General features: G+C 57.1%; 19 protein-coding genes. 10 read left to right on the top strand and 9 right to left on the bottom strand.

What is annotated here, in order from left to right; all coding sequences use genetic code 11:
* Positions 1-342 precede the first annotated feature (342 nt).
* From PY308_RS04620 to PY308_RS04605, 4 genes are all read left to right on the top strand, one after another.
* Positions 343-1,059: a hypothetical protein gene (locus tag PY308_RS04620; RefSeq protein WP_275788738.1), complete on the top strand. Its 717-nt coding sequence runs from the start codon at positions 343-345 to the stop codon at positions 1,057-1,059.
* A complete protein-coding gene (locus PY308_RS04615) occupies positions 1,046-2,107 on the top strand; it encodes a GSCFA domain-containing protein (protein WP_275788736.1) in 1,062 nt (353 codons plus the stop codon). The genes PY308_RS04620 and PY308_RS04615 overlap by 14 nt, the downstream gene beginning before the upstream one ends.
* Before the next feature lie 657 nt (positions 2,108-2,764).
* Positions 2,765-5,452: a beta strand repeat-containing protein gene (locus PY308_RS04610; RefSeq protein ID WP_275788733.1), complete on the top strand. Its 2,688-nt coding sequence runs from the start codon at positions 2,765-2,767 to the stop codon at positions 5,450-5,452.
* A gap of 166 nt (positions 5,453-5,618) precedes the next feature.
* Positions 5,619-7,001, top strand: a complete 1,383-nt coding sequence (locus PY308_RS04605; protein ID WP_275788731.1) for a BNR-4 repeat-containing protein — start codon at positions 5,619-5,621, stop codon at positions 6,999-7,001.
* Here PY308_RS04605 and PY308_RS04600 read toward each other — a convergent pair.
* From PY308_RS04600 to PY308_RS04590, 3 genes are all read right to left on the bottom strand, one after another.
* Positions 6,978-7,625 (bottom strand): acyltransferase, encoded by a 648-nt coding sequence (locus PY308_RS04600; RefSeq protein ID WP_275788728.1) that lies wholly within the window; start codon positions 7,623-7,625, stop codon positions 6,978-6,980. The two genes, PY308_RS04605 and PY308_RS04600, sit on opposite strands and share 24 nt — an antisense overlap.
* Before the next feature lie 146 nt (positions 7,626-7,771).
* Positions 7,772-11,881, bottom strand: a complete 4,110-nt coding sequence (locus PY308_RS04595; RefSeq protein ID WP_275788724.1) for a glycosyltransferase — start codon at positions 11,879-11,881, stop codon at positions 7,772-7,774.
* Between the two features lie 268 nt (positions 11,882-12,149).
* Complete coding sequence (locus tag PY308_RS04590) at positions 12,150-13,319, bottom strand: nucleotide sugar dehydrogenase (protein ID WP_275788721.1); 1,170 nt, start codon at positions 13,317-13,319, stop codon at positions 12,150-12,152.
* A 486-nt stretch (positions 13,320-13,805) separates the two neighbouring features.
* Here PY308_RS04590 and PY308_RS04585 point away from each other — a divergent pair, with 486 nt between their 5' ends.
* Positions 13,806-14,210 carry a DUF4112 domain-containing protein gene (locus PY308_RS04585; RefSeq protein ID WP_275788718.1) on the top strand — a complete coding sequence of 135 codons (405 nt, stop codon included), beginning with the start codon at positions 13,806-13,808 and terminating at the stop codon, positions 14,208-14,210.
* Between the two features lie 7 nt (positions 14,211-14,217).
* Here the strand turns inward: PY308_RS04585 and PY308_RS04580 are convergent, their stop codons facing one another.
* Positions 14,218-14,721 carry a cupin gene (locus tag PY308_RS04580; RefSeq protein ID WP_275788715.1) on the bottom strand — a complete coding sequence of 168 codons (504 nt, stop codon included), beginning with the start codon at positions 14,719-14,721 and terminating at the stop codon, positions 14,218-14,220.
* A 501-nt stretch (positions 14,722-15,222) separates the two neighbouring features.
* Here PY308_RS04580 and PY308_RS04575 point away from each other — a divergent pair.
* Positions 15,223-16,248 carry a glycoside hydrolase family 25 protein gene (locus tag PY308_RS04575; protein WP_275788712.1) on the top strand — a complete coding sequence of 342 codons (1,026 nt, stop codon included), beginning with the start codon at positions 15,223-15,225 and terminating at the stop codon, positions 16,246-16,248.
* Positions 16,249-16,390: 142 nt separating this feature from the next.
* Here the strand turns inward: PY308_RS04575 and PY308_RS04570 are convergent, their stop codons facing one another.
* Together PY308_RS04570 and PY308_RS04565 are read right to left on the bottom strand one after the other, a co-directional pair.
* A complete protein-coding gene (locus PY308_RS04570) occupies positions 16,391-19,564 on the bottom strand; it encodes an efflux RND transporter permease subunit (protein ID WP_275788709.1) in 3,174 nt (1,057 codons plus the stop codon).
* Positions 19,561-20,712 (bottom strand): efflux RND transporter periplasmic adaptor subunit, encoded by a 1,152-nt coding sequence (locus PY308_RS04565; RefSeq protein WP_434064197.1) that lies wholly within the window; start codon positions 20,710-20,712, stop codon positions 19,561-19,563. Before PY308_RS04565 ends, PY308_RS04570 begins: the two co-directional genes overlap by 4 nt.
* 451 nt (positions 20,713-21,163) lie before the next feature.
* Here PY308_RS04565 and PY308_RS04560 point away from each other — a divergent pair, with 451 nt between their 5' ends.
* Positions 21,164-21,835 (top strand): DUF2161 domain-containing phosphodiesterase, encoded by a 672-nt coding sequence (locus tag PY308_RS04560; RefSeq protein ID WP_275788706.1) that lies wholly within the window; start codon positions 21,164-21,166, stop codon positions 21,833-21,835.
* Here PY308_RS04560 and PY308_RS04555 read toward each other — a convergent pair.
* Complete coding sequence (locus PY308_RS04555) at positions 21,807-22,943, bottom strand: HPP family protein (RefSeq protein WP_275788704.1); 1,137 nt, start codon at positions 22,941-22,943, stop codon at positions 21,807-21,809. The two genes, PY308_RS04560 and PY308_RS04555, sit on opposite strands and share 29 nt — an antisense overlap.
* A 288-nt stretch (positions 22,944-23,231) precedes the next feature.
* A complete protein-coding gene (locus tag PY308_RS04550; RefSeq protein ID WP_275788701.1) occupies positions 23,232-23,636 on the bottom strand; it encodes a MerR family transcriptional regulator in 405 nt (134 codons plus the stop codon).
* 75 nt (positions 23,637-23,711) lie between these two features.
* On the opposite strand from PY308_RS04550, the gene PY308_RS04545 reads away from it, so the two are divergent.
* The 3 genes from PY308_RS04545 (at position 23,712) to PY308_RS04535 (ending at position 25,608) form a co-directional block, all read left to right on the top strand.
* Positions 23,712-24,524 carry a glutaredoxin gene (locus PY308_RS04545; protein WP_275788698.1) on the top strand — a complete coding sequence of 271 codons (813 nt, stop codon included), beginning with the start codon at positions 23,712-23,714 and terminating at the stop codon, positions 24,522-24,524.
* Between the two features lie 149 nt (positions 24,525-24,673).
* Positions 24,674-24,943: a hypothetical protein gene (locus PY308_RS04540; RefSeq protein WP_275788695.1), complete on the top strand. Its 270-nt coding sequence runs from the start codon at positions 24,674-24,676 to the stop codon at positions 24,941-24,943.
* 221 nt (positions 24,944-25,164) lie between these two features.
* Positions 25,165-25,608 (top strand): pyridoxamine 5'-phosphate oxidase family protein, encoded by a 444-nt coding sequence (locus tag PY308_RS04535; protein WP_275791013.1) that lies wholly within the window; start codon positions 25,165-25,167, stop codon positions 25,606-25,608.
* Between the two features lie 55 nt (positions 25,609-25,663).
* On the opposite strand, the gene PY308_RS04530 is transcribed toward PY308_RS04535, so the two are convergent.
* Entirely contained in the window at positions 25,664-26,188 is a 525-nt protein-coding gene (locus PY308_RS04530) for a gamma carbonic anhydrase family protein (RefSeq protein ID WP_275788692.1), read from the bottom strand.
* Between the last annotated feature and the right edge of the window lie 168 nt (positions 26,189-26,356).

The raw sequence follows: 26,356 nt of genomic DNA, 5'->3' as shown, positions 1-26,356 counted from the left end.
TAGCGGACGCGAATTTTTACGTGGATAAACGGGAAGATCTCCTGCAGCCGGGGTCAGCAACCTGATGCCAATATTGCGTCGCTTGCCAAACGGCGTCATTCTCGTATGGTGGTTGTCCAGTTCGGAAACCAGAGTCGGTAGGTATTCAAGGATCTATCGGCTGGAAATTAGATACCGTTGATAACACCGTAGAGGGCAAATGTTTCGCCAATCGCGGCTTTCATCGGATAGGCGAGGCAGTTCATGACAGACAGTTCGATTATTTTTGCGGGAAACTCGCATCTGACTTCGCTTGGGGTAAAGCTTCTCGACAAGGATAGCGGCGAGAATAGTCTCATGCCCATGGCGGGCTTCGATGAAAGCATGATGGCCTACTCGGGTGAATGGCCGCGAAGCCGCACCTATTGGCACTCGCTGGCCGAAGTGGCGCAGAACAAGACCGTGATCCTCTTGTGGAAAGGCAATCAGCATCTCGCACAACATCTTATCGCCGGCCCCGAAAGGTTTGATTTCGTCTCCAGCACGGATCCCTCGCTCTCCGTTGACGAAACAGCACTTCTCGTTCCGGAAGATGCCTTGAGAGCACAGTTGAGCCGCGGGAAAGAGGAGCTCGACAACATCTTCAAGCTGCTCAAGGCTAAAGCAGCGCAGGTTATATTTGCTGGCACTCCCCCGCCAAAGGGCGACATAGGGTTCCTGCGCGAGGTGCTTGCCCGTGAACGGCATTTCCGCACCGCCATGGAATCAGCCGGGGTGGACGCATCGACCGTTGAACTGTCGCCACTCTTGCTTCAGTACAAGCTATGGTTGCTTCTTCAAGATATCTACCGGTTGGCTGCCGAGGAGCACGGCGTCTTTTTTCTGCCTTCGCCAGCCAGCGCACAGGACGAAGATGGCTTTCTGCGCAGGGAACTCTGGGCAGAAGATGCCACGCATGCCAATATCGACTATGGAAAGCTTCTTGTGGCGGATGTGGAACGATACCTGAACGAGGCTTCCGCGACGCAAGCGCAAGATCTCAATGTACAATTCGGCGGAGGTCGTCATGCATCCCTATAAAACCTTTCCCGCGAAACAATTCTGGTCCAGGGCCGTATCGCAAGGGTTCGACGCAACGCAGGCGCCAAATGCCGAAAAGCCTCTTCTGATGTCCAGCGACAAGATCGTTACCGCAGGCAGCTGTTTCGCGGCAAATCTCGTTCCGTATCTCGAAAAAAATGGCTTCGAGTATCTTCGCACCGAATATAATCACCCAATCTTTCGCGAAGTCCCGACTGAAAATTTGAGCTACGCGAAATTCAGTGCCGGATATGGCAATATTTATACAGCCCGGCAGATGCTGCAGTTGCTGAAACGTTGCCTGGGGGAATTTACCCCCGTCGAAGACAGATGGGTCACGCCAGACGGGATCATCGATCCGTTCAGACCCGGTTTGCTGTACCGCGCGCGAACCGAACGAGAATTCGATCTCCTGACGAAGCAGCACCTCCAGGCCGCGTTGCGCGCTTTTCAAGAATGCGACGTGCTGATCTTTACGCTTGGCCTTACCGAGGGCTGGATCTCCAAGGCCGATGGCGCGGTCTTTCCTGCCTGCCCGGGCACGATCGCGGGCACCTATGACGACAGCAAGCACGGCTTCGTCAACTTTACGGTTGCCGAAGTTACCGACGATCTGCGGGACTTCATAACCGTACTAAGACGCATCAATCCGTCTGTCCGCGTTCTTTTGACAGTTTCCCCGGTTCCGCTGGTTGCGACTGCCTCCGATCGCCATGTCCTTCCTGCCACGGTCTACAGCAAATCCGTTTTGCGCGTTGCCGCCGAGGTGATTGCGAACGAGATGGATCAGGTCACCTACTTTCCAGCCTATGAGATCGTCACCGGTCCGCAGGCGCCGGCGGACTTCTTTGAAGCCGACAAACGGAATGTCACGGTGAAAGCCGTCGATACAGTCATGTCGGCTTTTTTGGCGAACTGCGAAACGAGTACGCATGCGTTTCTGGAACGGAAGGCGGACGTGGTGCCTCAAAACAATGCGGACAAGATCGGCGCTCTCTCACGCCGCTTGATGGATCTGGATTGCGAAGAGGCAGGCCAGGACGCCTGACCACTTTTATATCGGTGAATTTCGGCACCGGGCCAAGCTTGTCATGATTGCGGACGAGATGCTTGGCCGGTGCGATTCGTTCGCGTACCGGCCAAGTTGAAATCAAAAAAATCAGTTTAAATCTTCAAATTTCATAAAAAACCATTTATTAACAATCACTTGCCGAATTTGGCGTGGGAATGGATGAAACTTACGATTGTTCATTTTTAGCGCGCTGGGTATATTGACGCGCCGACGTCAGGCGTTTAAAGGTTTGCTCACTAAAATTGCTTAGTCGATAATTCTAATATTCTATTTCATGAGGAGTTCTTTTTTATTGTAATGCGGCGCTATCAGCGCTTCATCTTTCATATTTTCATGACATTTAGTAGACATCTCTAACAATCACACTGACTAGCTCCGTAATACTTTGAACACACCATAATGTTTGTCAGTTCGATGCTTTGATGTCGAGCTGCTTCAGGATGTGTATTCGGCAGTCAAAAGACTTTGACATAGATATAACCGCTGATGGCATCATTTCATTCTGTCACTGCGGGAACATACAATACCTAAGTAACATGGCAGACACGAGTTCACACGATATGTTTCTGATTTGCTGATCGGGAATAAGCTTCGTCGTGATCCCTATTTATAGATCATCTGAGGAGATATTTTATGCCTGCAACACCTGTAACCTGGCTCGAAGAGTTTATTGTAAACTCGAACACGGACGGCAGCCAGTTCGATCCAAACATCGTTCAACTGGCTAATGGCAATATCCTTGTATCCTGGACATCCAGTTCGGATATCGGCGTTGGCGCCCCCGCTGGCAACGACATTATCGGCCGGATTTATGATCCGCTCGGCAATGCCATCGGCGGCGAGTTTCTCGTCAATGGCGACGGTAGCGAAACCGAGCAGGACGTCGATATGGCGGCATTGCCCAATGGCGGCTTCCTTGCTGCATACGAACGGATTACATCCAGCGGCTTCACCGATATCGTCTTAACTGAATTCACGCCGAACGGCACGGTCGAGGCGACGGTGAATGTTTTCTTCGATTCGAACGTCAATGCCGCTCCGGCAGCTTTCGATCCGGTCGTCGCCGTCAGTTCCGCCACCTCGGCGCTGATTTTGTGGCAGGAAACGATCGATGCGACGACCAGCAGGGTAATGGGGCGGATCTACGACAGCACGACAAATACGTTCACCAGCGCGGCTTTTAGCGTGATCACGGGCGGGCAGAACTTTGCGCCTGACATAACCGTACTCTCCAACGGCAACTATGCCATCGCTGAAGCGCACACCAATGGTGGAGCCAGCGAAATCTTCCTCCGCATTCTCGACGCGACCGGAGCAAATGTTAAGGGAGCGACATTGATCGCCTCGACCGGGGGCGGCGACACGGACGGGGACCTGAACCCCAGCATCACCGCGTTGACCGGCGGCGGGTTCGTCGTGGCGTGGGAAAATTCGGATAGCGACACCGACATCGAAGCCCAGATATTCGATGCCAACGGCACGCTTGTCGGCGGGATCGTGAACATTGAAACCGGCGGCAGTACGGATAGTGACAACGAACCGGTTGTCGTGGCCCTTGCCGATGGCGGCTTTGCCGTCGTGTATGACGATGACGAGGTTGGCGCTCTCAAGATCGAGCGGCATTCGTCAACCGGCGCGCTCGTCGGTGACGTCTTCACCATTGCAACCGGCTTCAGCATTACCAATCCGACAGCTACAATTCTGGCGGATGGCCGGCTTGCGATCAGTTTCGAGAATGACCTTGGCGAGATTGCCATGGAAATCCTTGATTTCCGCGATCAACCGAACAATCCGGGCGTTTACTCTCCGGATCAGTACCAGATCGGCACGATCGGCGATGACGTCTTTACGGCGGACAATGAATCGGAATTCGTTCATGGCTGGACGGGCAATGACATCATAACCGAAAATGGGCAGATCCGTTCCTACTTCGGCGACGAAGGCAATGACACGCTAATCGCGGTGTCACCGATCAATTCCGACGTTCATGACGGCGGAGACGGTATCGACACAATCGATTGGTCGCAGAACTTTTCCCTGGAAGACGGCGTCGTTTTCGATCTTGGGCTCGGTACAGTTTCCCTTAACGGCAGCACCGAGGTCATGGTTGGCTTCGAAAAGATCATCGGCACCGGCTTCGCTGACATTATCATCGGCGACGGCAACGCCAATACGCTCAGTGGCGGCGGCGGCGTCGACAGCATGACGGGCGGCGGCGGCGACGATATCTATGTGGTCGACGTTTTCAATGACCAGGTTTTCGAATCGGTCGGCGGTGGTACGGACAGGGTTGTCTCGTTGACGAGTTTCGGTCTCGCAGCAGGTCAGGAAATCGAAGTCCTGCAGCTTGCCCTTAGCACCGGCTCCACGGCGCTGAACATTTCCGGAAACGAGTTCGCCAACCAGTTGATCGGCAATGCCGGCAAGAACACCTTGAAGGGCGGCGGTGCAAACGATGAAATGCGCGGCGCTGGCGGAGACGACACCTATGTCGTGACGGAAACCGGCGACACTGTGTTTGAATCGGTTGCCGGAGGCAACGATACCATCGTTTCCACGGTAAGCTTCGAACTTGGGGCTGGTCAGGAAATCGAAATCCTGCGTCTTGCTGCGTCCACTGGCACGACTGCGCTCAACCTCAAGGGCAACCAGTTCGACAACGAACTGACCGGCAATGCTGGCAGCAATGTGCTGACAGGCAACGGCGGCAACGATACCATGTCCGGCGGCGGCGGCGACGACACCTATGTCGTTTCCGAAGCTGGCGACGATGTTCTCGAGGCGACTGGAAACGGCACCGACACCGTTGTCTCCACAGTGAGCTATGGTCTGGACGTCAACCAGTATGTCGAGGTTCTGCGCCTTGCAGCATCGACAGGCAATACTGCCTTGAACCTGACAGGCAACAACATCGGCCAACAGATTATCGGCAATGTTGGCGCCAACACGCTGAATGGCGGCAACGGCAATGACACGTTGATTGGTGGCGACGGAGACGACGTCTACTATTTCAACACGACGCTGAGCAGCATCAACAATGTCGACACGATCACCGGCTTTGCTGGTGCGGCAGGCAACAATGATACGATCGCGCTGAAAAACACGATCTTCTCGCTTCTGCCGGCAGGCGCTCTCTCTGCGGCGAATTTTGTTGCCAACGCCTCCGGTACGGCCGGCGACGGCAATGACTTCATCGTCTACAACACCACGACCGGCGGTCTCTTCTACGACACCAACGGCAATGGTGCAGGCGGCGCGACCCAGTTCGCGACATTGAGCGGAAGCCCGTCCCTCACCTCGTCGGACTTCCTGATCGTCTGAGACGGCGAAACTGACAACCGGAGGGGCGTGCAAGCGCCCCTCCGCTCCGCGGTCAGGAATTGCCATCGGGCACATCTTCTGGCTGCCTTGCCTCGATGGGGCACAAAATAGCCATTATGACTGAGCAATTGGTTTCCATGATTATAGGCTCATGGAGGTCGCTGCCATGACGACAGTTCGAAACGGCGCCCTGTTGGCGTTATTGCTGACGGGAAACACAGCGATGGCGCTGTCTCCCGACGCAAGTGCACAGGTTTGTACAAAGCCGCAAACGGGTGAAGCCGGGCAAGTTCAAATTGGCGAAACCTGGTCCGGTGTCGGAACCGGAATCGGCGCGGCCACAACCAAAGACGGCGCTCTATTGACCGCCTATTTCGGCCCCGACCGTTACATTCGGTTGGCATCGTTCAATCCCAAAGACGGCACGCTTTGCGAAAAAAGCCTCGACTCCAGGTTCGATGGGTGGGATGCCCATAATTCGTTGACCCTGGCTATCAGCGACGATGGCACAGCCCATATTTCGGGCAATATGCATGCAGACCCCATGGTCTATGCTCAAGGTCCCGCATCGGATCTGGACCGCATCAAACTCATCCCGATGACCGGACAAGACGAGGAGAGTGTGACCTATCCCCATTTTCTGAAGGACCGGGCAGGCAACCTTCTTTTTCTGTATCGCAGCGGTACGTCCGGGGACGGGAGCTGGCAGGTCAACCGGTGGACCGACGGAAAATGGCACCGGCTCCCTGCGGTCTTCACCGACCGCGACGGACGAAAAGCCGTCAGTGCCTATCCAACTGAGTTTGTAAAGGACAAGAATGGCCTCTACCACGTGGCCGTGGTGTGGCGCCACACCATGGATGTCAGCTCCAATTTCGCGGTGACCTATGCTGCAACATGGGATTTCAAAACCTGGCAGGTCGGGCGCCGCACAGCAGAAGGTCCGCTGACGCCGCGCGCGATGGAAAAAGTGGATCTGCCGGGGGAAGGACAGGGTTTGGTCAACAATGCCAAATTGGCCATTTCGGACACTGGAGTACCGGTCATCCTGTTCACCCGATTCAATGCCGATGGAAAAAACGCGGTCTTTGCCTCCGGCCGCATTGATGGACGATGGCAAACGATACAAGTTGCGGCTTCAGACAAAAGGACGGAGATCAAAGGTGGAGGGTCGATTCCCAATCTCCCATACGGCGCCTTCTTATCCAGTTCCAGCGAAGACGGCATGCAAATTCGGGCCATTTTCTCGCCAGGCGAACAGGTGAATACTTGGCTTGACGCAGACACCATGTCCCTGTCGAGCAATCGGGCGCCCGCCCGGAGAACTGCGCGAAGCCCCGGTGACGTGATTGCAATACCTGCGGGTTTGGCAGAGGCTTCCAACAGGACAGCCAATGTTCGCGAAAACGGCGTGGACGGCCCCAGCAGGGGCCGCCTGAGATGGTTCGCTCAAAAGGTTAATTTTGACAGACCCCGCGCATGCACGGTAGAGGCTCCGAAAGCCTGCAATCCGCCCCCGTCACCATTAATCTGGATGCCCGGCGACTAATTGCTCCAGCGGAAATTGCATCGATCGTGACCATACGACGCCTCTGCGGATAACTTTGGCCGGGATTCCTGCTGCAACACAGTTGGCTTCAATTTGACCGCTGACCACGGAAAGCTGGGCGATGATGGACCCCTTGTCGATGGACACGCCCTTGTTCAGTCGCGCACCATTGCCGATCCAGACATGGTCGCCTACCGACACGTCCCTGGCAGGATTGACCAACTCACGGGTGTCCATATCGAAAATACCGTGACTATCTGAGGTGCGGATCATAATGCCGTTGGACAGCATGCAGTCGTCGCCAAGAGTGATCTTGCAACGTTCCTGCACAAGGATGTGCCCGCTTTCCCAGCTCGTCCCGACCCCGCAGTAAAACTCGGTTCCACTGTCCGTAAGATATAAAACGCCATTCTTGAAACGCGATCTCTCGCGAATGCTGACCACGCAATTGCTGCCGCGGATCATGATCTTCGTGGTATTCAGGTTCACGCCCGGACCGATGGATATGTGGTTGTTATCCCCGGTTATGGTAATGACTGCCCCTGCCCCACGAACAGTCGGATCAATATCCAGTTGATTATCTTTACCCTGTTGTTTCACTAGCGGAATATTTGAAATAACCATCTCCATTTTCCGAATATGCTTCTATTGGCTTCGTTCGAACAGGTCGATTAGACTGGGTAAAATGTCGCAGGAGAGGGCGGCGGCAAGAGCTGTCTGCTGCACGCCCATCCGGCAGTACCCTCGCCCGCACGGAATTATCTTGCCGCTCAATGTCTTGTACCGTTGGGCTTCACGATATCAGCGATCAAATGATCGAAATCCATCCAAGTGCCCTGCAACGAATGGAGTCGTTTTACCCATTCACGTTGCGCTGTTCGGTCGATCGATCCACTCTGAACAGAACCGATCTTCTCCACCAGAGCTTTTGCCCATTCGTCATCCTGGCTTTCGACAAAATTCACCGCTGGCGCATCGGTCGGAAAAATACCGATCGAAGATGCCAGAACCGGAAGTCCGAAGGCAGCAAAAATCAAAAGCTTCTGCATCGCTTTGCTTTGGGTTACCGGTGCAGCGGTGTAAGGCATGATCGCAAAATCGACATTAGCAGCCCGCTTTTCGATGTAGGATATGTAATTCTCCGCCCCCGAACCTCCGGCAATCAGCGGAACGAATTCCACCCAGTCGGCCCTGTCCCTCAGCAGTTCGTAGTCTGCTCCAGCGCCCAACACAGCCAGACGGAAGTTGGCATGTTCGCTTGCAATCAGGTCGAGTGCCGGCAGAACCGCTTGGAGACCGGATGTATTGTCACCTTCGTTGACATAAATGGCCCGAACACAGGAGTCAGCACTGCGAGCCACTCCGTCCCCGCGGAGAATATGATCATCGATCGCCCCGGCAAGTACCGCAACGTTCTCATTGACCGAACGTATTTTCTTCGACAGGTGCTCTGTCGCCGTTGTGACCTTGGATGCGGCGCCGATGAGTTTTTCGAGAAATGGCATATAATCGACGGTATCGACCGGACCTTCCGATGTGTCGAAAACATCCCTTGCCAAATCAATCACATAGGGGACTTTCAACTGCTTCGAGACGGTAATCAATTCGTTGACCATCGTCCGAGGGATTGTGTTCTGCTCGATCACCATGCAATCGATGTTCTTCTCTTTTGCGTTGGCAAGGAGAGTTTGCGCCGTCATGTCGATATAGACGATGTCCCGATCGATTCCGTTGCGTGTGGCTTGACCGATCCGGCCCGGTCTCGCCGCAGCCCCTGCGGCCAGAAAACGCGTATCCTCGCAGACGACACCGACCCGCAACGTGGCCGGCGAGTCGATCTTGACCGACTGGCTCTTGATCAGCTTGCGATAGAGATCCAGGTAGTGGGCCGCCATAACCCGCACTGAATTTGCAGCGCCGTAGCCGCTTTGCCAGTCACTCAGGGCCGTGGCGACCTTGTTCTGCTCCTGCCCGTCGAAAGCCACTCTCAAAATCTCTTCGTAGAGAGCCGGGATGTTGTGATGATCCATGACCCAGCCGCAGCCGCTTTTGCGGACCCGCCCTGCGAGTGTCGGGAAATCAAAGACGATTGCCGGAACGCCGATTGACCAGAGTTCTGTTAGCGTATGGCAATATGTTTCATCCCAGATCGAGAACACGGCGCCCATATGCGGCCGGGTCATTGCCGCTTTCCGGGCAAAGTCGTCGCGATCATATTTGCCATGCGCGATGATGCGGGGATGAGATGACTGCATCTTGCCGAGAACGTGGAATTCCAGCAGACCGGCCGTATCGTGATCCAGCAAATCGAAGATCACCTGCAGGCCCTTGGCCATGCTGATATTGCCGGGGATGAGCAGGCGGACCGGCTCACCATGAACGGGCCTGGTCCGCACCTCGTCGAAACGTGCGAAATCACGACCGTGCGGAATGACCAGAAATCGTTCGGCGTCCAGTGTCGGCAATTTTTCCAGTATCAGGGCGCGCGCACTGTCTGACGTGGTCACCAGCGCGTCACAGCATTCAAGCGAAGCAGCGAAACGCCGGCGCCACGCGTCCACCCAACTGCCCCTCGGGGTCGGCAGCGGGCTACCTGGCCAAAGGTTGTCGCGATAGATGGAACCTTCCTGGAAAAACGTATCGCCAAGAAACGTCCCGGTGTCATCCAGCAATTTGACCGTCGGAGTCAGAGTGTAAAAGTCGTGGAAAGAAAAGATCACCTTCTTGCCAAGCTGTTTGCCGATCTCGGGAAGGGAAAGGCTGTGCCACGCCAGATGGCGGATATGCAGAAGGTCGATGTCGAGATCGAACAGCCACTGCGTGACAACAGCGTCATATTCGGGCGAGCGATGCGAAAACGGCTCGATAGCCTGTCTTAGTCTATGCTCCCTGACAACCTCCACAGTTCCGTGAGAGATGCAGGTCAACTCGAGGAGGCTGCTGTCGCATCTCAGCATATAGGTCTCAGCCGCGTCACCCAATGCTTCCATAAGATCTCTGTTTGTCTGCGGCGTACCTCCGGTCTGCGTCGCCACGACAAAGAGAATGCGCGGAAGAATCTTCTCCCTGCTCAAGCACTCCTTGAGCGCAACGGCGCCGTAGTATCGCGCCAGAGAAATCTTCTCATCGGTATGAAAAACGGTGATCGCCGTTTTATACTCCGGATAGCGTTCGTCGATGACAGCACGACCGGCCGCAAGAAGATCGGTTTTTGCCTCGCCGAAGCTTTTCGAGCGCTCGTGAAAGACATAGGTTCGATCATCGATAATGTTGCGCCAGCCAGCACGCAGCGCACGCATGCAGAAATCGTTTTCCTCGCCATATCCGCGCGGAAACGCAGCGGCGTCCAACGGCCCCAGCGCCTTTATCGCCGCGCGGCTGACATACATGCAGAAGCCGTTGCCAGTCGGGACCTGGGGATAAAGCCCCAGACTGGACCGGCGGAACGCCTTTGCGTACATTATTTCATCGACGCCTTCCGGCAGTGCATTGTCGTTTCCAATCCGCGGCGCGGAAAATGCGCCGGCTCTGTCCGACATGGCGGTGACGGTCGCAATTCTCGGTGAGGACATTGCGGCCACGACCATTCCTTCCAACCAGCCTGGCGTTACCCTGGCGTCGGAATTGAGAAGTATGACGTCATCGCCGCCGGATATTTCCAGCCCGCGATTGATTGTGCGTGTAAAGCCCAGGTTCTTTTCATTTTTCACGATGCGCAGACGAGGCGTGCCGTCGTACTTCGCCAGGATCGTGCCAACTGCGGGATCCGGAGAGCAATCATCGATCAGCAGAATGCTGGCGAAGGAGGGCGTATAGTCAAGCAGCCTCTCGATGCAGATCTGGACATCTTCCGGTGCGTTGTAGATCGGAACGATCACAGTAACGCCGCGCTGCATAAAGGTGGGATCTGAGGGGAAAAAACGCTGGCGCTTCGTCTTTCTATCGATATTGAAAACGGCAGATTCGGAACCGTCCGGAAAACGGAAGAAAATGGAATGTGCTGAAGGCCCCATATAGGGGATCGGGCTGCTGATCGAAAACCCGCCAAGCCCGCCGGAAATCCCTTTTTTCAGAAGGTCTTTTCTGGAAACAGAGTTGGAAACGGTCTTGTAGAAAATATTGTCCACGAAGAGATCGACGTTGAAAACTTCGTTTGATCGGTTGGCATTGACAAACCAGCCCTTGATGAAGGTGTCATCGGTTTTATCAAGTCTCAGAACATACATGTCCTTGAAGACATGACCGTCGATCACCGTTTGCAGGAGAATAGTGCCGTCCTGCGGCGCCCGCAGGGAAATTTGCAAACGGTCGTCCGGGCAATGGGGAGCGTCGATGACCGTCAGATCGAAACCGCAATATCCATCGCCGATGCCGGCATCGTAGACATCCGCCCGGAACAGGTTTGCTACGCATCCCTCAAGCACACGCGTCTCACCCAGAAAAAGATCGAATGTCTGCGGGGCGAGGCTATCGGGAACGGCGAGCCAACCGAAGATTCTTCGACCAGCAACGCCGTCTATATTGCCGGCCCATGTCGTCAGATCCGGATCTGCAGGCGCCGCGAAAGGACCCTGGAAAATTTTTGAAAGGACCTCGGTGTCCGTGCCGGCCAGCCTTATCGAAACGCTTGCGACCTCCCCCTCCGATACATATCCCTGGGCAATGGAGCAATCGAAACCGAAACATCCGTCGCCAATGCCGGCGTCGGCGACATCTGCTCTGAAAACACCGGCAAATTCGCTCTGAAACAGAAGCTGGCCATCGATAAAAATATCGACGGCCAACGGCATATCCCACCCCTCGCGCCTCACCCAGCCACGTATCTGTCGACCGTCGAAGCTGTCGATGTTGCCGATAACGACGCTGTTCAACTCGCTCATATTATCCAAGCCATTCCCCTAAACTGGAAGTCCACGCCACATAGTCACGGCACTTTAAAACAGTCACAACAACGCGCGATGAAAAGAAAATTGTGGTCTAAATTTAACGTCAATTTAACACGATACTTACCGTTTCGAACAAAGTCCAGCAAAGGCCAAGCAAACCTTGATCGATGACAGTTCCGTCGATCATGTCGGCTGGCGGCGACGAGTAGATGACTGCAATGGCCGCCAAGCCATTTCACGTAAAAACGAACGCACCGTGCCGTTAATCTACGCCAAAAAGGTCGCGTGTATAGACCTTGTCCTTGACATCCATCAGCTCTTCCGTCAGGCGGTTTGCAACGATCACGTCGGCATCTCTCTTGAAAGAAGCAAAATCCGGCTCCACCCTTGAGCGAAAGAAATCCGCTTCCTTGTAGGTCGGCTCGTAAATTATAACGTCGATACCCTTTGCCTTGATCCGTTTTATGACGCCCTGGACAGAGGAATCTCTGAAATTATCCGAGCCGGCCTTCATGGTAAGCCGGTAGATGCCGACCACCGCCGGGTTTCGCTTGATGATACTGTCGGCGACGAAATCCTTGCGGGTGCTGTTGGCTTCCACAATCGCGCGGATCAGGTTCTGCGGCACCTCGCTGTAGTTGGCAAGCAGCTGCTTTGTGTCTTTCGGCAGGCAATATCCGCCATATCCGAAGGATGGATTGTTGTAATGGCTGCCAATTCTTGGATCATGGCCGATCCCGTCGATGATCTGCCGTGTGTCCAGACCGTGAATGACCGCATAGGTGTCCAATTCATTGAAATAGGCAACGCGCATGGCAAGAAACGTGTTCGCGAACAGCTTGACTGCCTCAGCCTCGCTCGATCCCGTAAACAGGACGGGAATGTCCGCCTTTATGGCTCCCTGCCTTAAAAGGCTTGAGAATATCTCTGCCCGCTCGGATTGTTCACCCACCACGATCCGTGACGGATAGAGATTGTCGTGAAGCGCGCGGCCTTCGCGTAGAAATTCCGGCGAGAAGATCACATTCTGGGTATCAAGCTTCTTGCGCACGCCATCGGTGAAACCAACCGGGACTGTCGATTTGACAATCATGACGGCAGTCGGATTTATCTCCTTCACATCCCGAATAACGGCTTCGACCGATCGCGTATCGAAGTAGTTGGTCTCCGTGTCGTAATTTGTCGGCGTCGCGATGATGACATAGTCCGCCTTCTCAAATGCGTCATGCTTGTCCAAGGTCGCACGGAAATTCAACGGCTTGTTCTTCAGATATTCTTCGATGTCATCATCGACAATCGGAGACTGCCGCCGATTGAGCATGTCCACTTTGTCGGAAAGGATATCGTAAGCGACAACTTCATTATGTTGAGCAAGAAGAAGCGCGTTGGAAAGACCAACATATCCGGTTCCCGCGATGGCAATTTTTATCATATTTCAGGAATCCCAATTTTTAAAAACGCCGTTTACCGGCCAGGGAAATATCTGCGGTTCATTCCATGCGTGCGCGGCACTCTTCGGCACCGCACGCAGGACAGAGCCACAGTCGGCAAGCAAAGTCTTATAACCAGATCGGTTTTGTAAATTCAACAGTATTGCGGATTCTGTGCGATGGCATCGACAGGGCAGTGCCAAAAGGCTTGCGAGACGAATTGCGACCGAATGACGCACTAGGCCAAACGGTGGCCTACACCTGCTCCGTACGACAGATATCGAGCCGGCTTCTGAAAGCGGTTTCGCCAGCGCCGTCGATCTGGCGCTCGATCATACAGCACCATCACTTGCAGGCCAGGGCTCTGCCGGCCGCCGCAGCATGTGAGAACGGTTTGACGACAATCGGAACTTCCCGTCTTCGGGAGATGTTATCGTCGAAACAGACCAACAGAGGCAGTCGTGATTATGTTGACGGAAGGGTGCGAGATGAACGGTACGCGGGGCGGGACACGCTATGAACTCGAACCGGAAGCTTTCGCAACGGAGGAACGCCTGCGCCGGCTGCGGCGCCTGAGTGGGGTGGCGCGCCTGATGGATACGGCGCTTCGCATTCCCGGCACCAATATTCGTTTCGGAGCGGATTCCGTACTCGGGCTGCTTCCAGTGGTTGGAGATGCAAGCGGCGCCCTGATCGGGCTCGCGATCGTCAACGAGGCCCGCAAGCTTGGCGTGCCGAAGCACAAGCTGGTCAGGATGCTCTACAATCTGGGCGTGGACGCCGCAGTCGGCAGCGTGCCAGTGCTGGGCGATGTCTTCGATCTGTACTTCAAGTCGCACAAGCGCAACATCCGCTTGATCCTCGATCATTTCGGAATGGATACCGTGCCGTAAGCCAATTCTATTTCCCAGATCTCCACGCAGTCATGAGCGGGCCGCCTTCTCCAGCTACCGGATCGGCCGATGGCAAGGGAACATTCAGCATCCGCTCAAGGTCTTGCGCGCTCGGCGCCTGGGTGTTGATATCGGCATGCTGGTTTGGGGGATAGGCACCGATGACCAGAAAGTCACCTGACGCTTCCATCCTGCAGTGCCCGGTGCCTGCCGGCAGGACGATGCAGTCACCGGAGGCGAGGACAATCTCGCAGCCGCCCGGCCCGCCAATGACAAGCCGGGCGTGCCCGAGGGCAACGCCAAGCACTTCGTGTGCCTGTGTATGATAATGCTGGTAGGAAAAGATGCCGTTGCGCCAGCAATCGACCCAGCCATTGTCGTGAAAACGCTGCTCGAACGCCGCCGCAACGTCCATGGCATCGGTGACTGCCTGACGGTAAATCAGCACCGGCAGCGTCGGATTGTTCGGCACCCAGTCCCGCGGTCCGAGGGCAAGTGTTTCGATCTTCATTGCAATGATCCTTTTTCAGCCTCAAGGCAAAGCAGAGCTATTCGTTCCGGACATCCTTGAAACGATTGATATCCAGCCAAGCCACCCGCTACGCGCATGGCGCATGGCTGCCCTGCGAAATTCTGCCTACTTTTCGAGCGAAACCCGTGTATATTGAACTCATCGAAGTGATGCACCTCCTCCCGCAGAGCTTCGATTTGCAAGTGTCCTTACTCCTCCTCCCAGAGGGCACCTGCGGAATGGCAACACTCCTCCTCCCAGTTGCCGTTCGGTTCTATTAGAAGCCTGCCGCACCTCCTCCCGCGGCAGGCTTTTTTGTTTCAGGCTTGCGTTTTGTGCCACCATGAGGCCTCTCCTCGCCCCGATTGTTGCCGGACCCTGAAACTCCATATCGTTGCGCCGAATCAGGCGGATTCAGTCTTTCTTGGTAATTTTCCGTTAGCAATCATAGTTCATCGACGGCGCTGGTGCTGTCGAATGCTGTTTTGCGTGCGGGTTCCTATGCGTTTGTCGGTTGTTCCAGCGATATTTCTCCTTGGCCTCGGTCTATCCGGCTGTGCCTCAAACGCCGGCCCTGACAGCCTTACGGCAGGATTGCCATCGAAAGAAACCACCAGTTCGGTCAAGATGCCTGTGCCCAGCGCCGATGTCGGGCAGGTCCCGGAGCAGAACGCTTCGCATCCGGAACAACTCGCCTGGGCGGGACAGGCGACGCAGACCCAGGTCTTCGAGACGCTGGACCGGACGGAGGGCATGTCCGTGCCGATGGAGCGACCGGTCGCAGCGGTCATGCCTGACAATCCGGCGATCGATTTGGCGCCGGGTCAGCGGTCGCGGATCTACAGCCACCAGTTCCGCGACGCCAAGCCGATCAATTTCGGCAAAGCCTCACCGCGCAGGCATGCCGTGCACGGGGTGGATATCTCGCGTTGGCAAGGCGAGATCGACTGGCCGCGGCTGAGAACGCAGGGAGCAAATTTCGCCTATATCAAGGCAACGGATGGCGGCGACCACCTTGACCCGATGTTCATGAAGAACTGGAACCGTGCCAAGAAGGCCGGTGTGAAGCGGGGCGCCTACCACTTTTTCTACTGGTGCCGCACCGCTGGCGAGCAGGCGGACTGGTTTATCCGCAATGTCCCACGCGATCCCGATGCGCTGCCGCCGGTGATCGATGTGGAATATAATGGCGAGTCAAGCTGCCGGTTTCGTCTTTCGCGCGCCAAGGTGCTGGAAAAGATGCAGGTCTTCATGGACAAGCTGGAGCGTCACTACGGCAAGCGCCCAGTGATCTATACGGCCCCTGATTTCTACCGCGACAATCTGGCCGGGGAATTCAAGAGCCATCCGTTCTGGTTGCGTGCGGTTGCAGCCCATCCCTCCACTGTTTATCCCGGGCGCAAATGGCTGTTCTGGCAATATTCCGGTTCGGGTCTTTCCCAGGGTGTCGAAGGAAAGATCGACCTGAACGTTTTCCATGGCAGCGAACAGGATTGGCACGACTGGGTATCTCCGCGGGCGAGTTGACCGCTCGTTCTTTCTCTCCTCGCGATGCATGCACGCCGCTTTAACGAAGCGGCCGGCGCGCTACAAGATCTACTTCCCGACCGTAAACCTGATCGCTCCGGATCGATAAGCCGGGCAGCGGGGCCGCCCGGCTTATGGGTTTTCAGATCATGCCGGCTTCCGGCGCAATCGGCTTTTCCGTCGGGCGGTAGCCGAAGGACCGGAGAGCGACGTAGAAGACCGGCGTCAGGAACAGTCCGAGCACGGTCACCCCGAGCATGCCCGAGAAGACGGCCGTGCCGAGTGATTGGCGCATTTCCGCTCCAGGGCCGGTGGCGATCATCAGAGGCACGACGCCGAGGATGAAGGCAAAGGCCGTCATCAGGATCGGGCGCAGCCGCAGCCGGCTTGCCTCGATGGCTGCGTCGACAGGATTCATCCCATCGTCCTGGGCCTGGCGTGCAAATTCGACGATCAGGATCGCGTTCTTCGCCGCAAGGCCGATCAGCACGATCAGGCCGATCTGGGTCAGGATATTGTTGTCGAGCCCGCGCAGATGCACTCCGACCAGGGCCGAGAGCACAGCCATCGGCACGACCAGGATGATCGCCAGAGGCAGCACCCAGCTTTCATACTGCGCCGAGAGCGCCAGGAACACGAAGATCACCGAGAGCGCGAAGATGAAGATCGCGGTATTGCCGGTGTCGCGCTCCTGGTAGGCGAGATCGGTCCACTCGAACGAGGTGCCCGGCGGCAGAATCTCGGCTGCCAGTTGCTCCATCTTGTCAAGCGCGGTGCCCGTGGCAATTCCCGGCGCCGGATTTCCCTGCAATGGAACCGAAACATACATGTTGTAGCGCTGCACAAGAGCCGGACCCGTCGTGTCGCGGATATCGACCAGTGTTCCCATCGGAACCAGCGCGCCGGTGGCGGAGCGGACCTTCAGGTTCAGGATATCGTCACGTTCGAGCCGGTACTGCTGGTCTGCCTGCGCCCGCACCTGGTAGACGCGGCCGAAGGCGTTGAAGTCGTTGACATAGGACGTGCCGAGATTGATCGAGAGGGTCTCGAAGATGTTGGGAATCGGTACGTTGAGCGCCCGCGCCTTGTCGCGGTCGATCGCCAGAAAATATTGCGGGCTGGACGCGGAGAAAGTGGTAAACACCCCGGTCAATCCTTCCGTTTGATTGGCCGCACCCATCATCTGATAGGCAAGGCCAAGCACGCGGCGCATATCGGCGCTTTCGCGATCGACGATCTGCATCTTGAAGCCACCGGAATTGCCGATGCCGCGGATCGATGGCGGTGGCACCGCGATGGAGAACGCCTCCTGGATCGCCTGCATGGTGCCGTAAAGCTGGCCGATGATCTGGTCGGCACTCTGGCCGTGCTCCAGCCGCTCTTCGAAAGAGGCGAATGGCGTGAAGATGACGCCGGAATTCGACGCATTGGTGAAGGTAGCGCCATTGAAACCGGCAAAAGAGACGGCATCCTTGATACCCGGAACCTTGCGGATCATGTCCGTCGCCTTCTTGACGACCGCGTCGGTGCGCGCCAGCGAAGCGCCCTCCGGCAACTGCACGACAACGATGGCATAGCCTTGGTCCATGGTCGGCACGAAGCCGCGTGGCACCAGTTGACCCATGTACCAGGTGCCAGCCAGAAGGCCGAAGAACACGATCAGGCTCGCGCCAAGGGCCACCTTGGTCGAGACCAGATGGCGGACGGCCCAGGAATAGGCCTGCGTCATGCGGTCGAAGCCATTGTTGAAGCCGTTCGCCAACCCGCGGCCAATCCGGGTAACGGGATTGCGGCTTTCGTGATGTTCTTGGTGCGGACGCAGGATCAGCGCCGCCAGCGCCGGCGAAAGTGTCAGCGAATTCAGGGCAGAGATCGCGGTCGCGACGGATATCGTCACGGCGAACTGAAGGTAGAACTGCCCGGAAATGCCGGGGATAAAGGCCGTCGGCACAAAGACCGCGATGAGAACAAGGGAAATCGCGATAACGGCAGTGCCGACCTCGTCCATCGTCACATGCGCCGCTTGCCTCGGCGTCATGCCCTTTGCCAGATTTCGCTCGACATTTTCCACCACGACGATCGCGTCGTCGACGACGATCCCGATTGCCAGCACAAGCCCGAACAGCGTCAGCATGTTGAGCGAGAAACCGAAGGCCAGAAGCAGCGCGAAGGTGCCGATCAGCGAAACCGGAATGGCGACGATCGGGATCAGCGCCGTGCGCCAGGACTGGAGAAAGACGAGAACGACGATGGCAACGAGAACCGCCGCCTCGAGAATGGTCTTGTAGACCTCGTTGATGGACTCGGAGATGAACTCCGTCGGATTGTAGACGATGGTGTATTCGAGACCCGGCGGGAAATCCTTCTTCAGGGTCTCCATCGTCGCCTTGATCTCCTCGGCCGCATCCAGAGCATTGGTGCCGGGTCGCGAGAAAATGCCCATGGCCACCGCGGCCTTGCCGTTCAGGTAGCTGTTGGTGACATAATCCTTGGCGCCGAGCTCGATGCGCGCGACATCCTGAAGCTGGACGAGACGGCCGCTTTCCGTCGCCTTGACGATGACGTAGCGGAACTGACGGGCATCGCTGAACCGCCCTTCCGTCGTCACGGTGTACTGGAAGGCGTTGTTGCCGGGGTTTGGCGGGCCGCCGATGGAGCCGCCCGAGACCTGAACGTTCTGGTCGCGCAGCGACTGAACAACGTCGCCAGCCGTCATGCTGTAGGCCGAAAGCTTTTCCGGATCCAGCCATATGCGCAAGGCATATTCACGCTCTCCGAACAGGATCACGTCGCCCACGCCGTCAAGCCGCACCAGAAGGTCGCGGGCGCGGGTTCGGGCATAGTTCGATACGTAGAGCTGGTCGTAACGGTCGTTCGGCGACAGAAGATGCACGACCATCATCAGATCAGGCGAGCTTTTCGCCGTTGTTATGCCGATGCGGCGGACTTCTTCGGGCAGGCGCGGTTCCGCGATCGCGACACGGTTCTGGACCAGAACCTGCGCCTTGTCGAGGTCCGTGCCGAGCTTGAAGGTCACCGTCAGCGCCATCGAGCCGTCGGCGGTCGAGTAGGAGGACATGTACAGCATGTCCTCGACGCCGTTGATTTCCTGTTCGAGGGGAGTCGAAACCGTGTTGGCGATCGTCTCTGCATCCGCGCCCGGATAGGCTGTGCGGATGACGATGGTGGGCGGCGCAATCTCCGGATATTGCGCAATCGGAAGCTGGAAATAGGCAATGCCGCCGACAATCAGGAGCACGATCGACAGGACCGACGCAAAGATCGGCCTGTCCACGAAGAAATGGGCAAATCTCATTGGCCGCTCTCCGAGCCAACGGCTTCCGGTGGCAGGGTGACCATCTTGGGCTCAACAATCACGCCGGGACGCAAACGGGGCAGGCCATTGATGACGATGGTTTCATCGCCGGTCATGCCGCTACGGATGACGCGATAGCCGTAAAGCGTCGGGCCAAGGCGGACCGGCTTTGTCGTGAAACTGCCATCCTCGTTGACGACATAGACGACGCGCTGGTCCTGGTCGGAGCCGACAGCATCGTCTGGAACGAGAATACCCTTGTAGGTATTGGAGGCGGACACCTCGATGCGGCCGAACAGGCCGGGCTGAAGAATGAAATCCGGATTGTCGAAGCGCGCACGCACGCGCATCGTTCCCGTCTCGCGATCGACCCGGTTCTCAGCAAAATCCAGTTTTCCCTTGAACGGCTTTTCGGTGGCGTCGGCGATCGTGACGAACACATCCAGCGAACCGCCGCCCTCCTGCAGATTGCTGCCATGGTCGCGCGCCTGGCGGGCATAGTTCAACAGCCGGCGCTCATCGACATCGAAGTAGAAGTCGATGGGGTCGAGCGACACGATCGTCGTCAGCGCCGTCTGGTCGGCCTGCACCAGATTTCCAACCGAGACCAGCCGGCGGTCGATGCGGCCATCCAGCGGGGCGATGATCTTGGTATAGGCAAGATCGAGTTCGGCACGTGCCAGACTTGCCTGCGCACCCCGCAGATTGGCTTCGGCCGATCGCAATTCCCGGCGCCGGTCGTCGAGCACGGAGACGGCCAGCGTGCCTTTCTGCACCAGAGGTTCGGTGCGGGCAAATTCGCTTTGTGCGAAGGTCAGCGTCGATTTCGCCACTTCGAGCGACGATGTCGCGACGTCAAAGGCCGTCTTGAACGGACGCTGGTCGATCACGAAGAGCTGTTCGCCCTTCTTCACCATTGCGCCGTCCTTGAAATCAACCTGATCGAGATAGCCGCCGACCCGTGACCGGATCGTCACTTCATCCACGGCCTCGAAGCGGCCGATGAATTCGTCGCTGTCGACAACGTCACGGACAACCGGCTTGGCGACCGTGACCGGTGCCTTCTGCTGCTCCTGGGCGGCGGCGGGATACATAGACGTCGCTAGCAGCAGAAATGCCGGGATCAGCCAGTTGCGGATCGGTATCATGTATAGGTCCCCTGAAGCGTGCATGTCGCATTCCGTGTGACGGACGGCTTGTTTTTCCAAAGATTACATCTGGCTAGCCTACCGGCTGCGCATATCAATCGCACAGTCGAAGAGCGTATCTGACCAAGCTGCCTGTCGTTAAATAACAATGATTTCAAGTGTATGACGATTCCACCAGCATTTGTGGAGGCACTCCGAGCCGTAGATTACATTATTCAAAATCCGTGTCATCCTGAAATGAACGCAGATGCACACAAGAAATCGGCATTGGAGAAGGCCGTTGACCGGGGGTAGAAACTGGTCGGGCCATAACCGCGAGGCGTTCCTGCCTGCGGTCCCGTCTACGGGATCAAACTGCGACGTTGGCGCGAAATTTGGTTGCGAGGCCCATCGCTTCAGGGCACGTATCGAACGCGGGCGAGTCGGTGACACTATCCCGACAGGAGTGCACGTGGAGACCACCCTCTACCGACCGATCAAATGCTTTCTCGAAACGGCCGGTTACACGGTCAAGGGTGAGATCGCCGGGTGCGATATTGTCGGGTTGAGCGCTGCCGAACCACCCCTCGTGGTGATCTGCGAACTGAAGCTCAGCTTCAATCTTGAGCTTATTCTGCAAGCAGTCGACAGGGCCAGCGCCGGCGATGAAGTCTGGATTGCGGCCCGTGTCTCGGCCAGGGGCAAAGGACGCGAGAGCGACCGCCGCTACCGCGACCTGTGCCGCAGGCTGGGTTTTGGCATGCTTGGTGTTTCGGACGCCGGCACCGTCGAAATCCTCGTCAGCCCGGTCTCTCCGATGCCGCGCAAGAACCCGCGCAAGCGATCGCGTCTGGTGGACGAGCACAGGCGCCGCAAGGGAGATCCGGCCGTCGGTGGCAGTACCCGGTCGCCGATCATGACTGCCTATCGGCAACAGGCCCTGTCCTGCGCAGCCGCCCTGCAATCCGGCACGGTTCACCCACGGGATATGAAGGAGGCCGTGCCCAAGGCAGGCAATATCCTGCGCGACAATGTGTATGGCTGGTTCGAACGCATCGATCGCGGCATTTACGGTTTAACGGCTGCGGGTGCGGAAGCCTTGATCCGATGGCCCGTCAACGTGCCAGGCGAGACAGCGGAATAGACGCTGGCATTTCCTGCGCTGGACCAGACGCTGGCAGGATACGCGCCAACGCGCACAAAAGATCGGTCTGCGAGATGAGGCCGACAATCTGTCCTTCAGGATCAACGATAATTACGGCATGGGAGCGGCCATCCGTCAGCACGGGCAGAAGCGAAAGCGCGGCGTCGTCCGGCCCAGCCGTGGCGACCTCGCTTACCGCTTCCTCAAGTCCGGGGTTTCCCTTTGCCAGTTCCCGCAGGCCAACCGTCCCGGCGAGCCTGCCTGACCCGTCGCGAACCGGCAAGGTGCGAATGTTGTGTTTCAAAAGAAGCGCCTGCGCCTGCGCCGGCGTGGCAGGCAGGTCGATAGAGACCACATCGCGCGACATGATCTCGCGACAACTGACATCACCGTGGATTCGCCCGAGAACCTGCTGTTCCACCTGCCGGAGCAATCGCCCGATATCGTCGCGGCCAATATCGAAGGTTTCATCCAGGGCAGCGAGCGCGGCATCGACATCGGATTGATCGAAGCCGGTGCGCATTGAGGGAGGCGGGTCAGCCGTCTGATGCGTATTGACCGGCTTTGCCGCGGCATGCGGGTAGCTGCGCCGCGCCAATCGGTGAAACACCAGTCCCAGACCGACGAGAATGCAGGAATTCAGACCGACAGGGATGAAGGGAAAGAGCAGCCCCCACCCGGTCACAGCCGGGCCGCCAAGCACCGCGGTCAAGGCAGCCGCTCCGCCGGGGGGATGAAGGCAACGGGTGACCGACATGGCGCCGATTGCCAGCGACACCCCGACTCCGATGGCGATCACAGGGTCTCTGATCAGATAGGCTGCCAAAATGCCCATCGACGCCGAGATCGTGTTGCCGCCGATGATCGACCAAGGCTGTGCCAGAGGACTGGCCGGCACGGCAAACAGGAGGACCGCAGACGCGCCCATGGGTGCCACGATCAGCGGCAGATGCGGCCCTTGGCCGAAGATATAGCCGCTGATCAAGCCAGTCAAACCGATGGCGATCAGTGCGCCGAGGCAGGCAAAGAGCCTTTCGCGCAAAGTCGCACCGGCGAGGATCGGAACGAAGATTCGAAAACGAGCCTTCGGCACTTTGGATAAGGACATAGGGACCCGGACATGCCGCGCAGCTTCCGCTGCCGAATATGAGTGCTCAGTCTATAGGCATATGCCCTATTTTTGTCCATGCAGAACATTGGCCGTTCCGCATGCCCGCTCGATTGCTGTTCGAGGTCGAGCGCATCCAGAACGGCGTCTTAAAAGTCAGCCGGGCCAGCCGGGAAGGACCATTCTGCTCGACATAGTCGATCGGCAGGCCGCGCAGCTCGAGGATTTCTCCCCTTGGTGGGCTCCAACGCAGCGGCTTGCGGAGATATAATCCGGCCCTGTCCGCCTCTAGCTGTCGAAAGCCGTGATGATCGGACAAGGCCCGGCAGAACTGGCTCCACAGGCCTCGGCGAGCCGATGAAGCGAATGGCGGGCGGCCTGCAAATCGGCAATCTTTTCATCGAGCGCTGCTATTCTTTCCCGCGCCAGAGAGCGGGCTCGATCACGATCCTCGCCCGCGTCCAGCTCCAGCAATTCGCCGATCTGCTCCAGGGTGAACCCGGCAGCCTGGGCGGAGCGAATGAAGCGCAAGCGGCGAATATCGGCGTCGCCATAACGCCTGATGCCCCCGCCGGAACCGGAGAAGCCGTTGCGCTCAGGTGTCGCGATCAGGCCGCGCCGCTGATAATATCGCACGGTTTCTACGCCGACGCCGCCCTCACGTGCCAACCCCGAAATGGTCAGTTCTTTCATGCTTGACTCCGTACCATGGTCCTGAGTTTATACTCCGGGCAATCAACCGAATCCAACTGAAAAGAAGATTGCCCCATGCTCGACAATGTCTCCAAGAAAGCCACCCTTCATCGGATGGTGATGGACAGCCATGTCTGCCCTTACGGCCTGAAAGCAAAGGACCTTCTCGAGCGGAAGGGCTACACGGTGGAGGATCGCTGGCTGACCTCGCGCGAAGAAACCGACGCTTTCAAGGCGCAGCACAATGTCAAGACGACGCCGCAGACGTTTATCGGCGGCCAGAGGATCGGTGGTTATGACGACCTGCGCCGGCACTTCGGCAAGGTGGTGCACGATCCGAAGGCCGTCAGCTATCGCCCCGTCATTGCCGTGTTCGCGGTGACGGCCCTGATGGCCCTTGCCACCAGCTATGCCGCTTACGGCACAATTTTGACCTTTCGTGCCGGCGAGTGGTTCATCGCCTTCAGCATGGCCGTACTCGCCATTTTGAAGCTTCAGAATATCGAAACCTTCTCAACGATGTTCCTCAACTACGATCTGCTCGCCAAACGATGGGTGCGCTATGGCTATATCTACCCTTTCGCGGAAGCCGGGGCAGGAATCCTGATGATCGCGGGAACGCTCAACTGGCTGTCCATCCCCGTTGCGCTGTTCATTGGAACCATCGGCGCCGTCTCCGTCTTCAAAGCCGTCTATATCGACAAACGGGAACTGAAATGCGCCTGCGTCGGCGGCAGCAGCAATGTGCCGCTGGGCTTCGTGTCTCTGACCGAGAACGTCATGATGGTCGCGATGGCCTTGTGGATGCTCGCAACGATCATCTGGGGTACCGGCGAGGGGCATCTCATGAGCCTGATGCGAGAAGCGTCGGCCGTTCTGCCGGTTTGACACCATCCGACCCTTGGCCCCGCGGCAATTGCAAATGCCGCGAGCTAAAGGCGCAATGGAACAAGTCTGCTCCGGTACAGTTCGGCACAGGAACACGCTGCATCGCATTTCCATCTGCCGTGACCGCGCTGATGCAAGGAGTCGTTTCCATGAAAACCATAATTCTCATCTGGTCCGCAGCTTTTGCCCTCAGCGCCTGCACGGCGGCAGAGGTTCGACCCATCCCGGGCAGCATCACCTATGGTGGGCATCAGCCGCGGACCAAGCTGACCAAAGCGCCGGTCGGCAGTACCTTCACCAATCAAATCACCGATGAATATGGACGTCAGGCAATTGAAACCTACAGGATCGAGCCGGATCGATCGCTCACCCTGATCCGACGTGACGTTATCAAAGACGATTTTTTCGGCTTCGATTAGCACCGTTCGAATCGGTGCAGGGATGATCCATTCCGGGGTGCGCTCGCATCCGTCGGCTTTCGCTGGCGGCAATATCGACTGTCTTATGTCGGCATCCCAAGGAAGGCGGATCAGACCGGCCAAAGGAACTATACGCCGTTTGACGTGTTTCCCAGCCGACAAAAAGGGAGAATGCCGTGACACAGAATCATACCGACGATGCAACACGCGCTTACGATCTCATGGAGAAGATCGTGTTCTGCATGCTGACGACCCGTTCCGAAAGCGGTGAATTGCGTGCGAGACCAATGGCCGCCCATGTCGAGCGAATGGAAAATGCGGTTTATTTCCTGACAGATGTCGAAAGCCATAAGGACGACGAGATCGAGCGGGAGCCGGAAGTTTGCCTCGCATTCGCCGATTCCAAAGGCCAGAAATATGTTTCGGTCAGCGGGAGAGCCACCGTTTCGAACGACCGCGAGAAAATCAGGGATCTCTTCTCGACACCGTCAAAAGCCTGGTGGGATAATGCGGACGATCCCTCCATCCGTATCCTCAAGGTGGAACCGCAAGCCGCCGAATACTGGGATAGTCCGGGCACGGTCGTCAGCTACATCAAGATGTTCGCTGCTGCGGTTTCAGGTACGCGGCCCGACATGGGCGACAATGCGAAGGTCGAACTTTAGCAAGCAGCGCAAGCCGGCCGTTATTTTGGCCGGCTTTTCCCGGGGACGATCCATTTCACTGGGCTTTCAAACCTTTGGAGAAGCGCCGGGCATTGCGAACGTAGTTTTCGGCCGAGATGCGCAGTTTTTCAACTGCTGCATCGTCCAGTTCGCGGACGACCTTCCCCGGCGCTCCAACGACCAGACTGTTATCGGGTATGACCCTGTTTTCCGTGACCAGCGCTCCGGCGCCGATCAGGCAATTCCGTCCGATTTTCGCACCGTTCAGAATTGTTGCCCCCATGCCCACCAGCGAATTGTCGCCGATCGTGCAGCCGTGAAGAATTGCCCTATGGCCGATGGTGCAGCCTTCACCGAGCGTTACCGGATAGCCCGGGTCGGTGTGGACCATGGTCATCTCCTGAATATTCGTGCCGGCACCGATGGTGATGGGTTCGTTGTCGCCACGCAGCACGGCACCGAACCAGATACCGACATTTTCGCCAAGATGCACGGCGCCGATGACATGACTTGTCGGCGCGATCCAGACGAAGCCCGAAGGCAAGGAGGGCGATATTCCGTCCAGACTGTAGAGGGTCATTGACATGTCTTTCGAAGATGGCGAGATCGGTCGGCCAGTGTATTAACGTCGGCCTTTTGCCGAGATAAATATCAATCCCGACGGTTGGATGTTTGCCGCAGGTAGCTCCGTCGGCACTGCAACATCTACCAGATTCCCTTGGTTCAAAGGGAACATTTTTACGCTCAA

The sequence above is a fragment of the Pararhizobium gei genome (assembly GCF_029223885.1).
Lineage (GTDB): Bacteria > Pseudomonadota > Alphaproteobacteria > Rhizobiales > Rhizobiaceae > Pararhizobium > Pararhizobium gei.
The sequence above is the reverse complement of the archived record's forward strand: the minus strand, read 5'-3'. Positions and strand labels throughout refer to the sequence as shown.

Bases quoted from the DNA above. Each gene is read 5' to 3' on its own strand.
- PY308_RS04605 (WP_275788731.1), top strand. From the start codon at position 5,619: ATGACGACAGTTCGAAACGGCGCCCTGTTGGCGTTATTGCTGACGGGA.
- PY308_RS04610 (WP_275788733.1), top strand. From the start codon at position 2,765: ATGCCTGCAACACCTGTAACCTGGCTCGAAGAGTTTATTGTAAACTCG.
- PY308_RS04540 (WP_275788695.1), top strand. From the start codon at position 24,674: ATGAAAACCATAATTCTCATCTGGTCCGCAGCTTTTGCCCTCAGCGCC.
- PY308_RS04620 (WP_275788738.1), top strand. From the start codon at position 343: ATGGCGGGCTTCGATGAAAGCATGATGGCCTACTCGGGTGAATGGCCG.
- PY308_RS04570 (WP_275788709.1), bottom strand. From the start codon at position 19,564: ATGAGATTTGCCCATTTCTTCGTGGACAGGCCGATCTTTGCGTCGGTC.
- PY308_RS04535 (WP_275791013.1), top strand. From the start codon at position 25,165: ATGGAGAAGATCGTGTTCTGCATGCTGACGACCCGTTCCGAAAGCGGT.
- PY308_RS04595 (WP_275788724.1), bottom strand. From the start codon at position 11,881: ATGAGCGAGTTGAACAGCGTCGTTATCGGCAACATCGACAGCTTCGAC.
- PY308_RS04575 (WP_275788712.1), top strand. From the start codon at position 15,223: ATGCGTTTGTCGGTTGTTCCAGCGATATTTCTCCTTGGCCTCGGTCTA.
- PY308_RS04545 (WP_275788698.1), top strand. From the start codon at position 23,712: ATGCTCGACAATGTCTCCAAGAAAGCCACCCTTCATCGGATGGTGATG.
- PY308_RS04585 (WP_275788718.1), top strand. From the start codon at position 13,806: ATGAACGGTACGCGGGGCGGGACACGCTATGAACTCGAACCGGAAGCT.
- PY308_RS04565 (WP_434064197.1), bottom strand. From the start codon at position 20,712: ATGATACCGATCCGCAACTGGCTGATCCCGGCATTTCTGCTGCTAGCG.
- PY308_RS04550 (WP_275788701.1), bottom strand. From the start codon at position 23,636: ATGAAAGAACTGACCATTTCGGGGTTGGCACGTGAGGGCGGCGTCGGC.
- PY308_RS04615 (WP_275788736.1), top strand. From the start codon at position 1,046: ATGCATCCCTATAAAACCTTTCCCGCGAAACAATTCTGGTCCAGGGCC.
- PY308_RS04580 (WP_275788715.1), bottom strand. From the start codon at position 14,721: ATGAAGATCGAAACACTTGCCCTCGGACCGCGGGACTGGGTGCCGAAC.
- PY308_RS04530 (WP_275788692.1), bottom strand. From the start codon at position 26,188: ATGACCCTCTACAGTCTGGACGGAATATCGCCCTCCTTGCCTTCGGGC.
- PY308_RS04600 (WP_275788728.1), bottom strand. From the start codon at position 7,625: ATGGTTATTTCAAATATTCCGCTAGTGAAACAACAGGGTAAAGATAAT.
- PY308_RS04555 (WP_275788704.1), bottom strand. From the start codon at position 22,943: ATGTCCTTATCCAAAGTGCCGAAGGCTCGTTTTCGAATCTTCGTTCCG.
- PY308_RS04590 (WP_275788721.1), bottom strand. From the start codon at position 13,319: ATGATAAAAATTGCCATCGCGGGAACCGGATATGTTGGTCTTTCCAAC.